Source organism: Streptomyces sp. NPDC005017 (assembly GCF_042873115.1).
In the GTDB taxonomy this organism is placed as follows: domain Bacteria; phylum Actinomycetota; class Actinomycetes; order Streptomycetales; family Streptomycetaceae; genus Streptomyces.
In genome coordinates, this window is record NZ_JBIALD010000011.1 from 167,603 (window position 1) to 184,130 (window position 16,528).

The window sequence follows — 16,528 nt, forward strand, 5'->3', positions numbered from 1 at the left end:
CGCGTTGACGATATGGGTGAGCGTACCTTCCGGCACTGACAGTCGTACCGGCCGAATGGGGCCGACAGGCTCTGCGGGCCCTCCGGACGATACGAGGAGAGCCCACCGCAGCGGATCAGGAACCCTCGGCGGGCATCAGGCCACCCTCCGTCTCTGTCAGATCCCCCGCGGCGATCAATGCGTCGATGTCGCCGGTCAGCGCGTCCCGGATATCGGCTCCGAGCCGAGCCCACCCGAAGAAGCGAGCAGCCTCTCGCAGCAGATCCTCGCGGTGCACGCCCGGTCCTTCGTCGACCACGTTGGTGAGCACGAGCTGCCGCTCCGCCGCGGGAACCTCGGCGACTCGCCGGGCGCACCGCTCCGTCGGCGTGCGGGCGAACTCCGTCTGGTGGCCGGGCCTGTCGTACGCCGTGCCGACGTGAACGATCTTGCCCTGCTTGAGCAGGCGGCGCAGAGCCCGGTCGATACGGTCGCGAACCACCTGGCCGGCTCGTCCGAGGCCCCACGCAAGACGGACGCGGGTGTAGATCACTTCCTTCTCGACGGGCCCTTCCACCTCGACCACGCACAGCGCCACGTCCGCCACGACGTCGAGGGCGTCGGGGTCCTGCAACTCCACAGCTCGCATGCCCCGCTGGCGGCCGGACCTCTCACGTACCGCTGCCAACAGAGCAAGGTCGACGTCCTGGTAGGGACGGCTCCAGGGCGCGGGGCCGGCGTCGACGGTCACGAACTCCACTCGTGGGACGGCCGGCCCGCCGGACGGCCCTTCCGCGGGCTCGCCGCGCCCGGTGCTCATGGGGCCGCCCTCGCCGTCCTCGCCGTCCGCCGAACCGCCCCCGTTACCGCTGGCGTCCACCGGGGCCACGGGCGATGCTGCCCGCACCGTGTGCGGATCCTCCGCGCATGCCGCCTCCACCGCGGCGCGCAGTCGCGCCATCGCATCCCGCCGGTTCCGGTACCAGTCAGTACCCCAGATCCGATGCAGCCTCCAGCCCAGGTCGCGCAGGACCGCTTCTCTGAGCCGGTCACGGTCCCTCGCCGCCCGCGAGGAGTGATACATGGCGCCGTCGCACTCGATGCCCAGCGCGTACGTACCGGACGCGCCTGGGTGCCGTACCGCCATGTCGATGCGGAACCCTGCGACCCCCACCTGCGGCTGGACCTCATATCCCCAGCCGCGCAGGACGGCGATGACCTCCTCTTCGAAGGGGCTCTCCGGAGCCGCGTCCGGATCGGCGGCCTCCGTCTGAAGGATCGCAGGACCGTGCTGGGCGTACTGCAGGTACCGCTTCAGATGCTGGACGCTCTTGTTGGCGCTGTCCGGCAGGTCACCACCGTGGAAGGAGGCGACGACCTCCATGCGGCGCCGGGCGCGCGTCACGGCGACGTTGAGTCGTCGCCAGCCGCCCTCCCTGTTGATGGGCCCAAAGGTCGACAGCAGCTTGCCCCGGTGGTCGGGGCCGTAGCCGATCGAGAGGATGATGACGTCGCGCTCGTCGCCCTGGACGGTTTCGAGGTTCTTGACGAAGAATCCGTCGAGCCGGCCCTCCGTGAAGTGGCGGTCGAGGTCCGGGCGGGCCGCCCTCGCCTTCTGCACCGCCTCCTCGATCGCCTCCGCCTGCGACTTCGACAGCGCGACCACTCCGAGGGTGTGCTCGGGACGGGTGTCGAAGTGGTGGATGACGCGCTGGGCCACCTTGGTGGCCTCGATGGGGTTGTCGCTGCTTCCACCGCGGTCGTAGACGCCGTCCGCCTTGATGAACTCCACGCCGATGTCCGGTCCCTGTTCCAGCGCGCCTGGGAAGGTGACCATGGAGTTGTCGTAGAAGTCGTGGTTGCTGAAGGCGATCAGGTTCTCGTGCCGACTGCGGTAGTGCCAGCGCAGGGGCAGACCCCGCAGGACTCCGCTGGCCTTGCACAGGTCGAGGATGGACTCGAAGCTGTCGGTGGCGTCGTCGTCCCATTCATCTCCGTCGTCGCTGTCGCCGGTCGCAGAGAAGAACGAGGTCGGCGGCAACTGCTTCTGGTCACCCGCCACGATGAGGGCCTTGCCGCGGTAGACGGAGTTCACCGCGTCCTGGGGGAGCACCTGAGACGCTTCGTCGAAGACGACGACATCGAACTCGAAGTCCGGTGGAAGGAACTGGCTGACCGTCAGCGGACTCATCATGAAGCAGGGCTTGACCAGCCGTACGACATCACGGGTCTGCTGCAGCAGGTGCCGTACAGGCATGTGACGACGCTGCTTCTCGGATTCGCGGCGGATGACGGCGGCCTGCCCGACCGAAGTCCGTCGAGGGCGGCGGGAGTTGCACGCGGCGATGACCTCGGCGTGTGCCGCCGCCACCAGATCCTGATCCGCCCTCTGGAAGCGTTTCACCAACTGGTCGCGTTCCACGGCCCGCATCGGCCTCAGCCTCTGGTCGGTGGCGAGCTGGTGCTCGACCCAGGCGGTGAGGACCGCGCGTTCCATCGCGGCGGGGAAATCCTCGGCGGAGACCTCGCGGCGTGCGAGCTGGTCGGGGAGCCCGTCGAGGTGGTAGCGCCGCAGCAGGGTCAGTGCGTCAGCGCAGCTGGTCCACGCTTCCGGACCGAAGGGGTCGCGGTCGAGGCGGGAGAGGACGGACTGGGCGGCGGTGAGGCAGTCGGCGAGCTCGCGTCGCAGCTCTTCGGACCGCTCAGGCTCGAAGCAATCGACGAGTGCCTCGCGCTGACGATTCCAGTCGCTGGCGCAGGACGCTACGGACGGATCGGGCGGCGCGGCCAGCATGAGCCGGGCCGCAGTCGGCGACAGAGGAGCGGAGTGGCCGCCATGTGCGGTGCGCCGGGTCTTCTGGGCCCAGTCCACGGCATCCAGGATCGCATCGCGACTTGTCCCGGCGCCCTGGTAGAGGGAACCGAGGAGACTTCGGTAGGTGGCGTCGTTCTCGGCGAGAAGGGACTCGGCGTCGCGGGCGGAGACCACGGCGGCCACCGCTCCCCTGGCCCGGGACAGGGTGAGGCCCGTCCCGTCGTCCATGACGCGGGCGGTCGAGCGGATGAGGTCGGCCGCGTCCTCGAAGGGCTCCACGTGCGCGCGGAGCCAGCTCGCCGCACGGTCCAGAGGCCGGGCGGCGAGTGCCGTGCCGACCGCCGCGAGGTGGGGCTGCCCGGTGCACTCCTGCCACAGGTCCAGGTCACGGCGAATCTGGCGGACCTGCGCGAGGAGTTCGCGCGGTTCGGGCCGACCGTCGGCAAGTACCTTGACGAGGCTGTTCCGGCGCTCCGGTTCCGCGAGCGTGCCGGATGCGAGACGGGCGACAAGCCGAGCCGAGTCCAGGGCGGCCCGCAGGGCCTCGGTGCTCAGATGTCCTTCAGTGGCGTACCTACCCAGCGACTCGCGCTGAAGCCCCGTGGTGTACGGGCCCGGTTGCTGTCGCATCAGGTCAACGCCGCGGCGCAGGAGCTGTCCCGTCGGCTCGTAGCCCGTCACGCCGTTGGGCGCGGCGTCGTGCAGGTCGTCCGCCTGCGTGTCGAGGCCCCGATACCAGGGGCCGAGAAGGCTGCGGTCCGCTACCGCCTGAGCGGCGAACGCGGCGGTCTCCTCCTGTGCCGCGTGCGCGGCCGCGACCGCCGTGCGCGCGGAGGCGAGCGTGTGCCGGGAACCGGGGCCCTCGTCCCGGCGGCCGACAGAGGTCACGGTGTCCAGCAGTGCGACAGCCTGCCGCAATGGGGTGAGATGGGCCCGCAGCCACCGGGCTACGGCGTCGAGCGGCTGCTTGGTGAGGTCAGCCGCATGCGGTGCCAGCGACGGACTGTCCAAGCCCCCTGCCCAGGTGGCGAGCTCGCCGCGCAGCGACCTTCCCTGCTCGACGAGTACGGGATGCGGCTCCCGGCCGTCGGCCAGGTGAGTGGCGAGCAGCCCGCGGCGGTAGGGGTCGGCGACGGTTTCCGGCGCGAGGGCGTGGACCGTTTCGGCGTGTACGAGCGCCCTGCGCAGTGCCGCGACCTCGGGCAACGCAGCGCCGCGATAGCGGCCGATCAGCTCGGCGTGGGTCGTGGCCAGCGACCGCAGCTTCCGGTGCGCGGCACACCAGGCGTCTGCCAGTGGCAGCTTGTCGTACAGCTCGCCGCGCCACGAGCCGCCGTGCGTCAGGCCGGCCACGAGTTTCCGGTCTGCCCGGATGCCGCTGGACAGCATTCCGGCCAGTCCTTGGCGGCCTTCAAGCAGCCGGTGGACCGCTTCGGGCAGTTCGGGCGTGGAGACGACCTCGGGCAGGAAGGTGTCACGCGCCGCCGCCTCTGCGGCAGCCAGGTCTTCCGCGGCCGAGGAGATCTCCGCGACGGCTGCCCGGACACCCGGAAGCGCCTCGGGGTCGAGCCATGCTTCGAGCATGCGGTCCGAGGCTGTGGCCAGCTCCACGAGCGTGGCCAGGTCCTCGGCCTCGGACGTCGCCTGTGACCGGTCGCACCCGAGCCGTTCGGCCACGGAGTCGGCGTGCTCGGCAGCCGTCTCAAGGGTTTCGGCGAGCGTGTCGAATCGCCCGGCCAGCTCCGCGGCCTCGGGGCCGGTCAAGGACGCGATGTCGGCGCCAGGCGGTTTCAATGCGGCGAGGGCCTGCTCGTTGGCCGGTCGCTCCGCACTCGTCTCTGGACTCAGTTCGGCCCATCCCGGGCCCGCGTGGCCCGTGGCCAGGGCCTGGGCGGCGAGTACCTGGTCCCGTCTCGCGAAGAAGTCGCTCACCGCGTCGGCGACCCCTCTGACCGCCGCCTCCTCCGCCTGCGCGGGGCCATCAGGGACCAGCCACTGTGCAAGAGGGCGGTGCTCGGTACCGGCCACGGCGATCACGTCGCACAGATGACGTGCTTCCTCGGGGCTGACGGGATTCGTGAGCCCGGTGAGGTGGCTGACATCGATGAGGCTCTGGCGGGTCCGCTCCAGCACACCGGCCGTCGCGTCGAACTCCCCAGCGAGCTGTCGCGCTTGCTCCTCCGTGAGTCCGGCGAGGTCCAGGCCGCGCGGCGCCATCGCCGAGAGCGTCTTCTCGGCTTCCCCCGGCACGGCCGTCAGCCTCGTCGACAACTCCTCCCATCGCTCGCCCACCGTCGCCCGGACGGCAGCGCTCGTACGCTGCACCTTGCGCAGTTCCGCCAGGAAAGCGTCGACCCGGTCGTCCACCTCGTCGGCGAAGGCATCCGTGGTCAGCCATGCTTCCGGGACAGGACTCCGGACGTCGAGCAGCCGTAGGAGAAGGATCAGCCGATCGATTCCGCTCTGATCTGTGTGAGGTGCACCTTCGGGTGCGAGATCCCGGTACCGGTCGACCGCTGTCGCGAGCGCATCCCGCGCCGCCTGGGCCTGCTCAAGCACAGGACGTGGATGCGGCAGACCGGATCGCAGGTCCCGCCAGGGGAACGACGGATCGGCGACCGCCTCCCAAGCGTCGGAAATGGCTTCTGTCGCCTCGACGATCAGGCGCAGGTCCTCGTCGCCGAACGTCGCGGCGCGAAACGTCGCCTCTGCCCCCGTGGGAGTGCCGTCGCCTTGACTCAGATAGGCGACCGGCGCCTCGGACAGTCCGGCGACGCGGCCGAGCACATCGTGCAGGGTCCGTCCCAGCGGGTCGCGGACCTCGTTCATCGCTTCGGCGTAAGCGCTGAGGGCGAGGCGGAGTTCCCTCGCCTGGGCCAGGGTCTGCTCTGACAGCTGCGGCGCGCGCGGCTCCTCCGCGAGAGCCCGACCCAGCTCCTGGGCCACCGCTTTGCGGCTGGTGTTGTGGCTGTGGAGCGCCAGGGCGTACGAGTCGAGCCCGACCGACTTCAGCCGGTCGAGGACGACGTCGAGGGCCGCCGCCTTCTCACTGACGAAGAGCACACTGCGGCCGGCGTGCATCAGACCGGCGATCATGTTGGTGATCGTCTGGCTCTTGCCGGTGCCGGGCGGGCCGTCCAGGACGAACGACTGTCCGGCCACGGCTGCGGCAACGGCCTGCCGCTGCGAGGCGTCGGCGTCGAGCACGAGCGGACTGTCCTCGGGCGGGCTCAGTTCATCGATCCGGCCGAGCTCGATCTCCTCGAAGTCGAAACGGTCGGAAGCGAGTCCTGAGTTCGGGCCGAGAGCCATCGCCCGGACGAGGTCACTGCCGAGAACCCGGTCCTGGTTGTCCAGCAGGTCCTGGTACATCGACTCCTTGTGGGAGGCGAAGAGCGCGAGCACCACACGGTCGGAGAGCTGCCATCCCGCCTTGCCCGCCACCGCGCGAGCCGCGGCGGAGAGCACCGCCCCCAGGTCCGAAGGATCCTGTTCGCCGACCGGCGTCCAGTCGATATGGAATTGCTCCAGCTTCACCTTCAGGGCGGGGTTGAGGCGCGGCTCCTCCTCCTCGCTCGCCCTGAGTCGGATCCGGCCGTTGCGCGCACGTTCGATGACCACCGGCATCAGGACCAGGGGAGCGTCGCTGTCCGCCTCGGCTCCGTCCTCACGCCAGCGGAGCATGCCGACGCCGAGGTTGAGGGTCCACAGGCCGTAGTCGTTGAAGACCTGCGTCGCTTTGGCGCGCAGGCTGTTCAGCGCGCGCAGAAGAGCAGGCGCCGTGGTCTTCTGTGTGACGATTCCGTCGGTGCGGTCGCCCTTCTTCGCCAGGACCACGTCGCCGGGTTGCCTGCCCTCGTCGGCCGCCGGCTCCTCGTCCGGGAGCGGCGCGAAGTCCCAGCCGCGGGCCAGGCCTTCGACGAGCTCCTGTGCGGACGGGGTAGAGATCTCCAGTGTCGCCGACTTCGTGTGGCGGAAGTTGAGCAGCCGGTTGCGGCCGCTCAGGTCCACCAGAGAGGTGCGCCAGCTCTCGAGCATCGCCTTGAGGCGGTCGAATTCCTGACTGCCCCCGAAGGCAACCGAGTTCGTCACGCTGGTCCCTGATGTTGTCGCTTCTGGGTCGACGGAGCACCGGCGTCGGCGGCAGTCCCCTCCGACGCCTGCGCAGAGCGAGGCCACAGAGATCCGTACTGTCCCGGTGGCCGCGCAAGTCCCGCTAATCCCCCCTGGATGCGAAATTCTACGGTCAGCTCACCAATGCGTGAAGCGATGGCTACGGAACGTCTACTCCACAGCCGCGAGGTCTCCGCGCGGCCTGGCCGCAAGGCCTTCCGGAACAGCGAATGGAGCACACCGACTCCGTCGCCCGGTCCCGCGACCTCGACGGCCGCCTCCTGCCCGGCACGGGCGTCTGCTTCAGGCCGTCATCGGCCCCAGCCACCGCGGCCGACCGGGACGGCCGGGTGAGAACCCAAGGGCAGACGAGTCGGGCTGTACGCCGGGTTCTGTTCCCCGGTTCCCTCGCGGGGGCCGGGGCGACGGCCATCCATCTAGGACCGGCGTTGCCGCCGGTCTCGTGCGGTCTACCCGCGGACTCGGGCGGGCAGCCCTCGAACGTCCGCGCAGAGCCGCCTTTTACAGCGGCTCCTCTTGACCTTGCTCCAGGTGGGGTTTACCTAGCTGCCCAGGTCGCCCTGGGCACTGGTGGTCTCTTACACCACCGTTTCACCCTTACCCGGTGCCTGAGCGCCGGGCGGTCTGTTTTCTGTGGCACTGTCCCGCGGGTCACCCCGGGTGGCCGTTAGCCATCACCTTGCCCTGTGGAGCCCGGACGTTCCTCGGGAAGCCCCCTGAGGGACTTCACGCGGCCGCCCGCCCGGCTCGTCTGCCGTGGCGACCATGTTACCGGCCTGCGAGGGGCGGCCGTGGCCAGCACCGAACCGGCCAGGATGAGGGTGAAGGCGACACCGATCGTCGCGGTCAGCTCCTCGCCGAGGAAGAGGACGCCGGCGGCGACCGCCACGGCCGGGTTGACGTAGGTGATCACGGTCGCCCGGGTCGGGCCGGCCTCCTTGATCAGCTCCAGGAACGCCACGAAGGCGAGCGCCGTGCAGAGCACGCCCAGGCCCGCCAGCGCCGTCAGCGCCTGCGTGGAGGGCATCGCGGACGGCCAGGTCACCGCCGCCGCGGGGGCGTAGACGACCGCCGAGAACGCCAGACAGGGCGTGATCAGGTGCAGTGTGGGGACGTTCCTGAGCCAGCGGGCGGCGATCAGCGGTGCCGTCGCGTAGCCGACGACCGTCACCAGGACCTCGGCGAGGGAGCGGGCGTCCCCGCCGGTGAGGTGGGGGACGGTCAGCACCGCCACACCGCCGAGTCCGACGGTCAACCCCGCGATCCGCCGCGCACCCAGGTGCTCCGAGGCGCCGAAGAAGCGGGCCATGGCCACGCCCACGATCGGCACGCCCGCGATCAGCAGGCCCGCCGTGGAGCTGGACAGATGGCGTTCGGCGTCGGTGAGGGTCCACCAGGGGCCGACGATCTCGATGCACGCGAAGGCCAGCATGGGGCGCCAGTGGGCGCGGACAGTGTCCATGAGGCCGCGCTGGCGGAGCGCGAAGGGCAGCAGGAGCAGGGCGCCGATCACACAGCGCGCGAAGACCACCGTCGACGGGGACAGTTCGTCCACCGCGACCTTGATCATCAGATAGGGGATGCCCCAGACGACTCCCATCAGGGAGAACAGGAACCAGCCGCGTGCAGTCATGCCCCGAGTCTCGGCCGGATCAGCCCCTGCCGTCTTGAACGCTGTTGCGGTACGCGGCCGGGGTCACGCCCAGCACCCGGCGGAACCAGCGCGTGAGATGCGCCTGGTCGGCGAACCCGACGAGCGGGGCGACCTCGGCCGGCCGCAGCCCCGCCTCCAGCAGCCCACGGGCCCGGCTGACCCGGTGCTGCGCCAGCCACGCGTACGGCGGCACGCCCATGGTCGTCCGGAAGGCGCGCAGCAACTGGTAGCGGGACAGGCCCAGATCCGCGGCGAGGTCCGCGAGGGAGGGCGGGGCGAGCAGCTCGTCAGCCAGACGGTCCCGTACGGCGAGGGCGACGCGGTCGGCGCCGGGGACCAGGTCGAGGGTGGCGCGGGCGGTGGAGTGGCGCCGGGTGAGGGCCGTGAGCAGCCACGGCAGCCGCGACTCCGCCTCCAGCGGGTCCGGACAGGTGGCCAGCTCGGCGTGGGTCACCCGCAGCGCGGCGGTCAGCTCGGGGTCGTCGAGCAGCGGCTCCCGGAAGTGCGGGGTGCCGGTCGTGCCCTCCCGGAGCAGTGCGGGGTCGGCGTACAGCGCCCGGTAGGCGTACCCGTCGCTGCCGGTGGCGGGGCCGCCGGTGTGCATCTCCCCCGGTTCCAGTACGACGATCGAGCCCGGCCCGGTGCGTATGTGCCCGCCGCGGTAGTCGATGATCTCGGTCCCGCCGACGCAGACCCCGATCGTGAACTCCTCGTGCGCGTGCGGGGCGTAGACGTGCCTCTGGAAGCGGGCGGTCAGCAGGTCGAGCGACGGGCCGCACCGCCCCAGCCGCGCCCTCGTCCACCGTGCCTGCTCCGCCACCCCGTGCCCCCTTCCGGTCCACAGGGTGCAACGCCGGGAGGGTCAGAGAAAGTCCGCGGTCTCCAGGTCGAAGCCGAAGGGTTCGGGGAGGGGGAGGGGTTTGCCGAAGGGGAGGGTGATGTGCTCGCGGTAGTCGTGTCCCTTGGGGTCGCTGAAGAGCGTGACCGAGGCGGCGTCGCGGTCGACCAGCAGGTAGAGGGGGATGCCGCCCCGGGCGTAGCAGCGGCGCTTGACCTCACGGTCGGCGGCCGGCTTGGAGGAGGTGACTTCGAGCACCAGGGCCACGCCCTCGCAGGGCATCCAGGGCTCGGCTCCCCGGTAGAGACGCCGCTCCATGGGGGCGAACGTTCCGTCCGGGATGACGTGGTCCCTCGGGCTGCCTTCCAGCTTGAGGCCCTTGTTCCCGGAGAACTGCATGTGGGTGAGCGATCGCCTGATCACCTGGCTCACGATCAGCCCGATGTGGTCCTCGTGATCCCCGTCCGGCGGCGGTGTCACAACGATCTCCCCCTCGATCAGCTCCGCCCGGAATCCTTCCGGGGTCTCCAGGGCGAGAAAGCCCTCCAGCAGGACCTCGTCCTGCGTGAGCGGCTCATGGGCGACGGCAGTCATGTCACGCCCCTCCTTCGGTCGCTCGCCAGGCTGGGACATCGGCTGATCACCTGTCCAAGAGATCGGGAACCGTTCCCTCGATCGTGGCACACGACGTCACGGCACAGGCCCTCAAGCAGGCACGAACCGTACTTTCGCCCTGGCCGGGTCCGCTTCGGTGAGGCGGACGCGCAGGCGCTCGCCCAGGGGGAGGGCGTCGCCGTCGACGCGGCCGACGATCGCCGGGGACTCCAGGTGGACCGTGCCGGTCGTCGGCCTGTCGTCGGCCAGGTCGATCACGCACGCGTCGAAGATCTCGCCCACGCGGTTCTCGAGCAGGGCCGCCTCGACGATGTCGATACTGCCGCGTTCGACCTGGGCGGCCCGGCGGCCACCGCCGGCCATCTCCCCGGGCAGCGCGTCGAGGGCGGCGAGGACCCACTCGGGCACGGGCTGCCCGGCCGCCGCGGCGAGGCAGATCTCGGTGGTGTAGCGGTCGGCCAGGCGGCGCAGCGGGGCCGTGCAGTGGGTGTAGGGGGCGGCGACGGCGGAGTGGGTGGTGATCTCCGGGAGGTCGAAGTCGCGGAAGACGGTGTAGCCCGCGCCGCGCAGCAGAGCCGTGCACTCCTGGAGGAAGGCGGCGTGCCGGGGTTCGCGGGGGTCGAGGGAGCGCACCAGCGCGGCGTACGAGACGTGGTGCGGCCAGTCGACGCGCAGGGCCTTGGCGCTCAGGCGCAGCCTGCCCACCGCGCCGTCGGGGGCGGCGGGGAGGGTGCGCAGGACCCCGGTACCGCAGGTCAGCATCAGGTCGGCGGCCGCCATGCCGGTGAGCAGGGAGAGCTGGGCGTTGAAGCCCTCGGCGGGCAGCGGGGCGCGGTACGCGAGGTCGTAGCCGTGGTCGTGCTCGGTGATCTCCTGCTCGGGCACGTTGAGGGAGATGCCGCCGCGGTCGGCCTCCAGTGCCTCGCGCAGACGGCCGACGGTACGCAGCAGCTCGAGGGGCTCCTCGGCGGTGCCGGAGTCGAGCTCGCGCTGTACGCCCGCGTAGTCGAGCCTGGCCCGGCTGCGCACGAGGGCGCGCCGCAGGTCGACGGCGAGCGGGTCGCCGTCGGCGTCCAGGTCGATCGTCCACAGCGCGGCCGGGCGGGTGTGTCCGGGCAGCAGGCTGGCGGCGCCCTCGCCGAGCACGGGCGGGTGCAGCGGGGTCCTCGCGTCGGGGAAGTACAGGGTCATGACCCGCCGGTGGGCCTCGGCGTCCAGCGCGCCGCCGGGGACGACGAACGCGGCGACGTCGGCGATGGCGTACCGGACGCGGTAGCCGGTGCCCTGCCGGGACAGGTGGAACGCCTGGTCCAGATCGGTGGAGGTCGGGGGGTCGACGGTGGCGAACGGGATGTCGGTCGCGTCCTCCACCGGGAGGGCGGGGTCGCGGGCGGCGCGTTCGGCCTCGGCGAGGACCTCGGGCGGGAAGCCCGCCGGGACGCCGAGCTCGGCGCGGAGCGCGGCGAGCGCGGCCCGCAGGGGGGCTTGCGGGGCACCGGTCACGCGGATCGGACGGCGGGGCATACAGCGAGCGTAGGGCGGGGCGGGCGGGGCGGCACGCCGTACGCTGTCCCGAGCCGACCCGAAGGAGAAAGACCCGTGCTCGTCCTGCTTCCGCCCTCCGAAGGCAAGGCCGCGTCCGGCCGTGGCGCCCCGCTGAAGCCGGAGTCGCTGTCGCTGCCGGGGCTGGCCGGGGCGCGGGCGGCCGTGCTGGAGGAGCTGGTCGAGCTGTGCGCGGCGGACGAGGACAAGGCCCGTGAGGTGCTCGGGCTGAGCGAGGGGCTGCGGGGCGAGGTCGCGAAGAACACGGAGCTGCGCACCGCGGGCACGCGTCCGGCCGGGGAGGTCTACACGGGTGTGCTGTACGACGCCCTGGGCCTGGCCACGCTGGACACCGCCGCGAAGCGGCGCGCCGCGCGCTCGCTGCTGGTCTTCTCCGGGCTCTGGGGCGCGGTGCGGGTCACCGACCGGATCCCCTCCTACCGCTGTTCGATGGGCGTGAAGCTGCCGGGGCTGGGTGCGCTGGCCGGGCACTGGCGGGCGCCGATGGCCGAGGTGCTGCCGGAGGCGGCCGGGTCGGGGCTGGTGCTGGACCTGAGGTCGGCGGCGTACGCGGCGGCGTGGAAGCCGAAGGGTGAGGTCGCGGGGCGTACGGCGTCCGTACGGGTGCTGCACGCGCCGACGCGGAAGGTGGTCAGTCACTTCAACAAGGCCACGAAGGGGCGGATCGTGCGGGGTCTGCTCGCGGCGGGTTCCGTGCCGGGCAGTCCGGCTGAGCTGGTGGAGGCCCTGCGGGAGCTGGGTTACACCGTGGAGGCGGAGGCTCCGGGCAGGGTGGGGACGGCTTGGTCGCTGGACGTGCTGGTGGACGAGGTTCACTGAGCTGGTTCGCGGGCTCGTGTCTGGTGGTGCGCTGCTCGCCGTGGGCGTGGGGGGCGGGTGCGGGTCCGTCGTGGTGTTCGCGCAGTTCCCCGCGCCCCTGGGGGTGGTGGCTTGCCAGTTCTGCGGGTGCGGGTCCGTCGTGGTGTTTGCGCAGTTCCCCGCGCCCCTGAGGGGGGTGCTCGCCTGCCGGTTCTGCGGGTGCGGGTCCGTCGTGGTGTTTGCGCAGTTCCCCGCGCCCCTGGGGGTGGTTGCTCGCCGGTTCTGCGGGTGCGGGTCCGTCGTGGTTGGTCGCGCAGTTCCCTGCGCCCCTGAGGGGGTTGCTCGCCGGTTTCGCGGGTGCGGGGGCGTCGTTGTTTTTTGCGCGGTTCCCCGCGCCCCCCAAGCGGGGGCGTTGCAGGGTGTGCAATGGGCTTTGCGTGTGTTGGGGGGTGTCGGCAGGATGTGCGGCATGGCTGTCTCCGTCCTGGACCTCTCGCCCGTTCTGCCTGTCGTGGTGGTGGACGACGTCGCCGATGCCGTGCCGTTGGCGCGGGCGCTGGTCGCGGGTGGGCTGCCGGCGATCGAGGTGACGCTGCGGACGCCGCAGGCGCCGGAGGCGATCCGGGCGATCGCCGAGGAGGTGCCGGAGGCGGTGGTCGGGGCCGGGACCGTCCTCGCGCCCGGGCAGGTGACGGCCTCGGTGGCGGCCGGGGCGCGCTTCCTGGTCAGCCCCGGCTGGACGGACGCCCTGCTGACGGCGATGCGCGGGTCCGGGCTGCCGTTCCTGCCGGGGGTGTCGACGGTGTCCGAGGTCGTGGCGCTGCTGGAGCGCGGGGTGCGGGAGATGAAGTTCTTCCCGGCACAGGCCGCGGGCGGCACGGCGTACCTGCGGTCGCTCTCCGGGCCGCTCCCCCAGGCCCGGTTCTGCCCGACCGGCGGGATCGGCCCGGCGCTCGCTCCCGACTATCTGGCCCTGCCCAACGTCGGCTGTGTGGGCGGCAGTTGGATGCTGCCGGCGGACGCGGTCGCCGCCCGCGACTGGCCGCGCGTCGAACGGCTCGCGCGGGAGGCGGCGGGGCTCAGCGCAGGTGCGAGGTGTCGTTGAACAGCCGCACGCTGGCGTTGCCGTCGGCGTAGTAGGCGATCGCGGAGAGCGAGGCGGCCGACAGTTCCATCCGGAACAGCGACTCGGGCGGGGCGCCGAGGGCCAGCCGTACCAGCGTCTTGATGGGCGTGACGTGCGTGACCAGCAGGACGGTGCGGCCGGCGTACGCGGCGATCAGCCGGTCGCGGGCGGCGGCGATCCGCACGGCGGTCTCGGCGAAGCTCTCGCCGTCGCCGGTGGGCCGGGCCTCGGGGTCGGCCAGCCAGGCGTTCAGGTCCTCGGGGTACTTCTCCCGCACCTCGCCGAAGGTCAGCCCCTCCCACGCGCCGAAGCCGGTCTCCCGCAGCCCGTCGTCGACGGTGACCTCCAGCCCGAGCCGGTCGGCGACGAACCCGGCGGTCTCCCGGGTCCTGGCCAGCGGCGAGGCGACGACGTCCTGGATCGTCCCCCGCCTGGCGAGGGCGGCGGCCACGCGCTCGGCCTGCTCACGGCCCACCGCGGAGAGGGACGGGTCGGTGCCGCCGCTGCCGGAGAACCGCTTCTCGGGCGTCAGCGGGGTCTCGCCGTGGCGCAGCAGCACGAAGGTGGCGGGTGCGCCCATGTCGGCCGGGGCCCACCCGGGGGCTGGGGCGGCCACGCTCTTCGCGGCCCGCGCGTCGGCCCCGGTCCTGGCCTCGACCCCGGCCTCGACCTTGACCTCGGCCCTGGTCTCGACCTCGGCCCCGGCTTTGACGTTGGCCTCGACCTCTGCGGCCGGGGCCTTCTCCCTGGCCGGGGAGGCCGCGGCCCGGGTCCGACCCGAAGTGCCCGCGTCCATCGCCTCGTTCGCCAGCCGGTCTGCGTGCTTGTTGCGCTCCCGGGGGATCCACTCGTAGGTCACGCGGTCGGCGGGGAACACCCGGCCCGCCTCCAGGGCGAGCGGCTTCATGTCGGGGTGCTTGATCTTCCACCGCCCCGACATCTGCTCCACGACGAGCTTGGAGTCCATCCGGACGTGCACGACGGCCTCCGGGTCCAGCGCACGGGCCGCGCGCAGACCGGCCAGCAGGCCCCGGTACTCGGCGACGTTGTTGGTGACGACCCCGAGGAACTCCGACTCCTCGGCCAGGGTCTCCCCCGTCACCGCGTCACTGACCACCGCGCCGTATCCGGCCGGGCCGGGGTTGCCCCGCGACCCGCCGTCGGCCTCGACGACGAACTCCCGCACGCCCGGGGCCCCTTACAGACCGGACTCGGACGTACGCACCAGGATGCGGCGGCAGTTCTCGCAGCGCACCACGGTGTCGGGCGCGGCCTGGCGGATCTCGTTGAGCTCGGTGATGGCGAGCTCCTGGCGGCAGCCCTGGCAGGTGCGGGCGTACAGCTTGGCCGCGCCGATGCCGCCCTGCTGCTCGCGCAGCTTGTCGTAGAGCTTCAGCAGGTCCGCGGGGACCGAACCGGCGACGACCTCGCGCTCCTTGGTGGCCGTGGCGGCCTCGCCGTCGATCTCCTCGAAGGCCGCGTCCCGGCGGGCGGTCGCGTCGTCGATCTTCGACTGGACGGAGGAGACCCGCTCGGTCAGCTCGCTCACCCGCTCCTGCGCGGACTCGCGGCGCTCCATGACCTCCAGGACGACGTCCTCGAGGTCGCCCTGCCGCTTGGCGAGGGAGGCGATCTCGCGCTGGAGGTTCTCCAGGTCCTTGGGGGAGGTGACCGCGCCGGAGTCCAGGCGCTGCTGGTCGCGGGCGGCGCGCTGGCGGACCTGGTCGACGTCCTGCTCGGCCTTGGTCTGCTCGCGGGCGGTGTCGCTCTCCTCGGTCTGCGCGGCGACCAGCAGGTCACGCAGCTGGGTGAGGTCCCGGGTCAGCGACTCGATCTCGGCGTGCTCGGGCAGCGAGCGGCGCTTGTGGGCGAGCTGCTGGAGGCGTACGTCGAGGGCCTGGACGTCGAGAAGGCGGATCTGGTCGGCGGGCGCGGCGTTCAGTTGGGGGCTCCAAGGGAAGGGGAGTGGATGGTCCAGGGGTCGGTGACCGTCTTCGAGACGTGGACGCGCAGGTCCCAGCCGTGGCGGTCGGAGATCTCGTCGAGCTGGGCGGCGGCCAGCTCGCACCAGGGCCACTCGGTGGCCCAGTGCGCCGCGTCGAGCAGCGCCAGGGGACCGTGGGCGCGGGCCTCGGAGACGGGGTGGTGGCGCAGGTCGGCGGTGAGGAAGGCGTCGACGCCGGCCGCCCGGACCTGGTCGAAGAGGCTGTCGCCGGAGCCGCCGCTGACGGCGACCGTGCGGACGACGGCCTCGGGGTCGCCGGCCACCCGGATGCCCTGCGCGGTGGCGGGCAGACGTTCGGCGGCCCTCGCGGCGAACTCGCGCAGCGGCAGCGGATGGTCCAGTTCGCACACCCGGCCGAGGCCCCGGCGCCCGTTCGGGTCGGTCGGGTCCGGCACCAGGGGCCCCACGACCCTGAGGTCGAGGGCGCCGGCCAGGGCGTCGGACACGCCGGGGTCGGCGGTGTCGGCGTTGGTGTGGGCGACGTGCAGCGCGATGTCGTTCTTGATCAGCGTGTGCACGACCCGGCCCTTGAAGTGCGAGGCCGCGACGGTCGTCGTACCGCGCAGGTAGAGCGGGTGGTGGGTGACCAGCAGGTCGGCGCCCAGCTCCACCGCCTCGTCGACGATCTCCTGGACGGGGTCGACGGCGAACAGGACCCTGATGACCTCCTGCTCGGGGTCACCCACGACCGTGCCGACCGCGTCCCAGGACTCGGCCCGCTCGGCGGGCCACAGGTGGTCGAGCGCGGCGATGACTTCAGACAGACGGGGCACGGGGAAAGGCTACCTGGCTGCGCTTTGCGCCTGAACCGGCGCCGCTCCCGCGGACACGGCCGCCCACCGCCGCGGCTCCCCGGCCTCCGGCCGCGACGGGCCTCGGCGGCGGCAGGAACGGGCTGGATCGCGGGCCGGAACCGGCTTCGGACGACGGCCGGAACCGGCCTCGGACGACGGCCGTGACGGGTCCTGGCGTACGGCCGCGACGGCCCTCGTGGACGGCTA

The 16,528-nt window shown here is 72.1% G+C and carries 9 protein-coding genes, 1 other RNA gene and 1 pseudogene; 2 read left to right on the forward strand and 9 right to left on the reverse strand.

Going from position 1 to position 16,528, the window contains the following annotated elements; genetic code table 11:
- Positions 1 to 115 precede the first annotated feature (115 nt).
- The 6 genes and pseudogenes from ACFYR0_RS18885 to ACFYR0_RS18910 form a co-directional block, all read right to left on the reverse strand.
- Positions 116 to 6,886 (reverse strand): DUF3320 domain-containing protein, encoded by a 6,771-nt coding sequence (locus tag ACFYR0_RS18885; protein ID WP_389328845.1) that lies wholly within the window; start codon positions 6,884 to 6,886, stop codon positions 116 to 118.
- 386 nt (positions 6,887 to 7,272) lie between these two features.
- Positions 7,273 to 7,678: RNase P RNA component class A (gene rnpB, locus ACFYR0_RS18890), an RNA gene on the reverse strand.
- Between the two features lie 103 nt (positions 7,679 to 7,781).
- A pseudogene (locus tag ACFYR0_RS18895) lies at positions 7,782 to 8,561 on the reverse strand (DMT family transporter); the annotation flags it as partial.
- A gap of 19 nt (positions 8,562 to 8,580) precedes the next feature.
- Positions 8,581 to 9,402 carry an AraC family transcriptional regulator gene (locus tag ACFYR0_RS18900; RefSeq protein WP_389328848.1) on the reverse strand — a complete coding sequence of 274 codons (822 nt, stop codon included), beginning with the start codon at positions 9,400 to 9,402 and terminating at the stop codon, positions 8,581 to 8,583.
- A 42-nt stretch (positions 9,403 to 9,444) separates the two neighbouring features.
- Entirely contained in the window at positions 9,445 to 10,014 is a 570-nt protein-coding gene (locus ACFYR0_RS18905) for a Uma2 family endonuclease (RefSeq protein ID WP_389328851.1), read from the reverse strand.
- Between the two features lie 111 nt (positions 10,015 to 10,125).
- Entirely contained in the window at positions 10,126 to 11,559 is a 1,434-nt protein-coding gene (locus ACFYR0_RS18910; protein WP_389328854.1) for an RNB domain-containing ribonuclease, read from the reverse strand.
- Between the two features lie 75 nt (positions 11,560 to 11,634).
- On the opposite strand from ACFYR0_RS18910, the gene yaaA reads away from it, so the two are divergent.
- Positions 11,635 to 12,417, forward strand: coding sequence for a peroxide stress protein YaaA (gene yaaA, locus ACFYR0_RS18915; RefSeq protein WP_389328857.1), 783 nt, complete (start codon positions 11,635 to 11,637; stop codon positions 12,415 to 12,417).
- Positions 12,418 to 12,865: 448 nt separating this feature from the next.
- Entirely contained in the window at positions 12,866 to 13,501 is a 636-nt protein-coding gene (gene eda, locus ACFYR0_RS18920; RefSeq protein ID WP_389328861.1) for a bifunctional 4-hydroxy-2-oxoglutarate aldolase/2-dehydro-3-deoxy-phosphogluconate aldolase, read from the forward strand.
- Here eda and ACFYR0_RS18925 read toward each other — a convergent pair.
- The 3 genes from ACFYR0_RS18925 to ACFYR0_RS18935 are packed head-to-tail and all read right to left on the reverse strand — an operon-like array spanning position 13,476 to position 16,300.
- A complete protein-coding gene (locus ACFYR0_RS18925) occupies positions 13,476 to 14,708 on the reverse strand; it encodes a bifunctional RNase H/acid phosphatase (protein ID WP_389328864.1) in 1,233 nt (410 codons plus the stop codon). The genes eda and ACFYR0_RS18925 overlap by 26 nt on opposite strands.
- 12 nt (positions 14,709 to 14,720) lie before the next feature.
- Positions 14,721 to 15,464: a zinc ribbon domain-containing protein gene (locus ACFYR0_RS18930; RefSeq protein ID WP_389329151.1), complete on the reverse strand. Its 744-nt coding sequence runs from the start codon at positions 15,462 to 15,464 to the stop codon at positions 14,721 to 14,723.
- Positions 15,461 to 16,300 (reverse strand): Nif3-like dinuclear metal center hexameric protein, encoded by an 840-nt coding sequence (locus ACFYR0_RS18935; protein ID WP_389328867.1) that lies wholly within the window; start codon positions 16,298 to 16,300, stop codon positions 15,461 to 15,463. The genes ACFYR0_RS18930 and ACFYR0_RS18935 overlap by 4 nt, the downstream gene beginning before the upstream one ends.
- Positions 16,301 to 16,528: the final 228 nt, after the last annotated feature.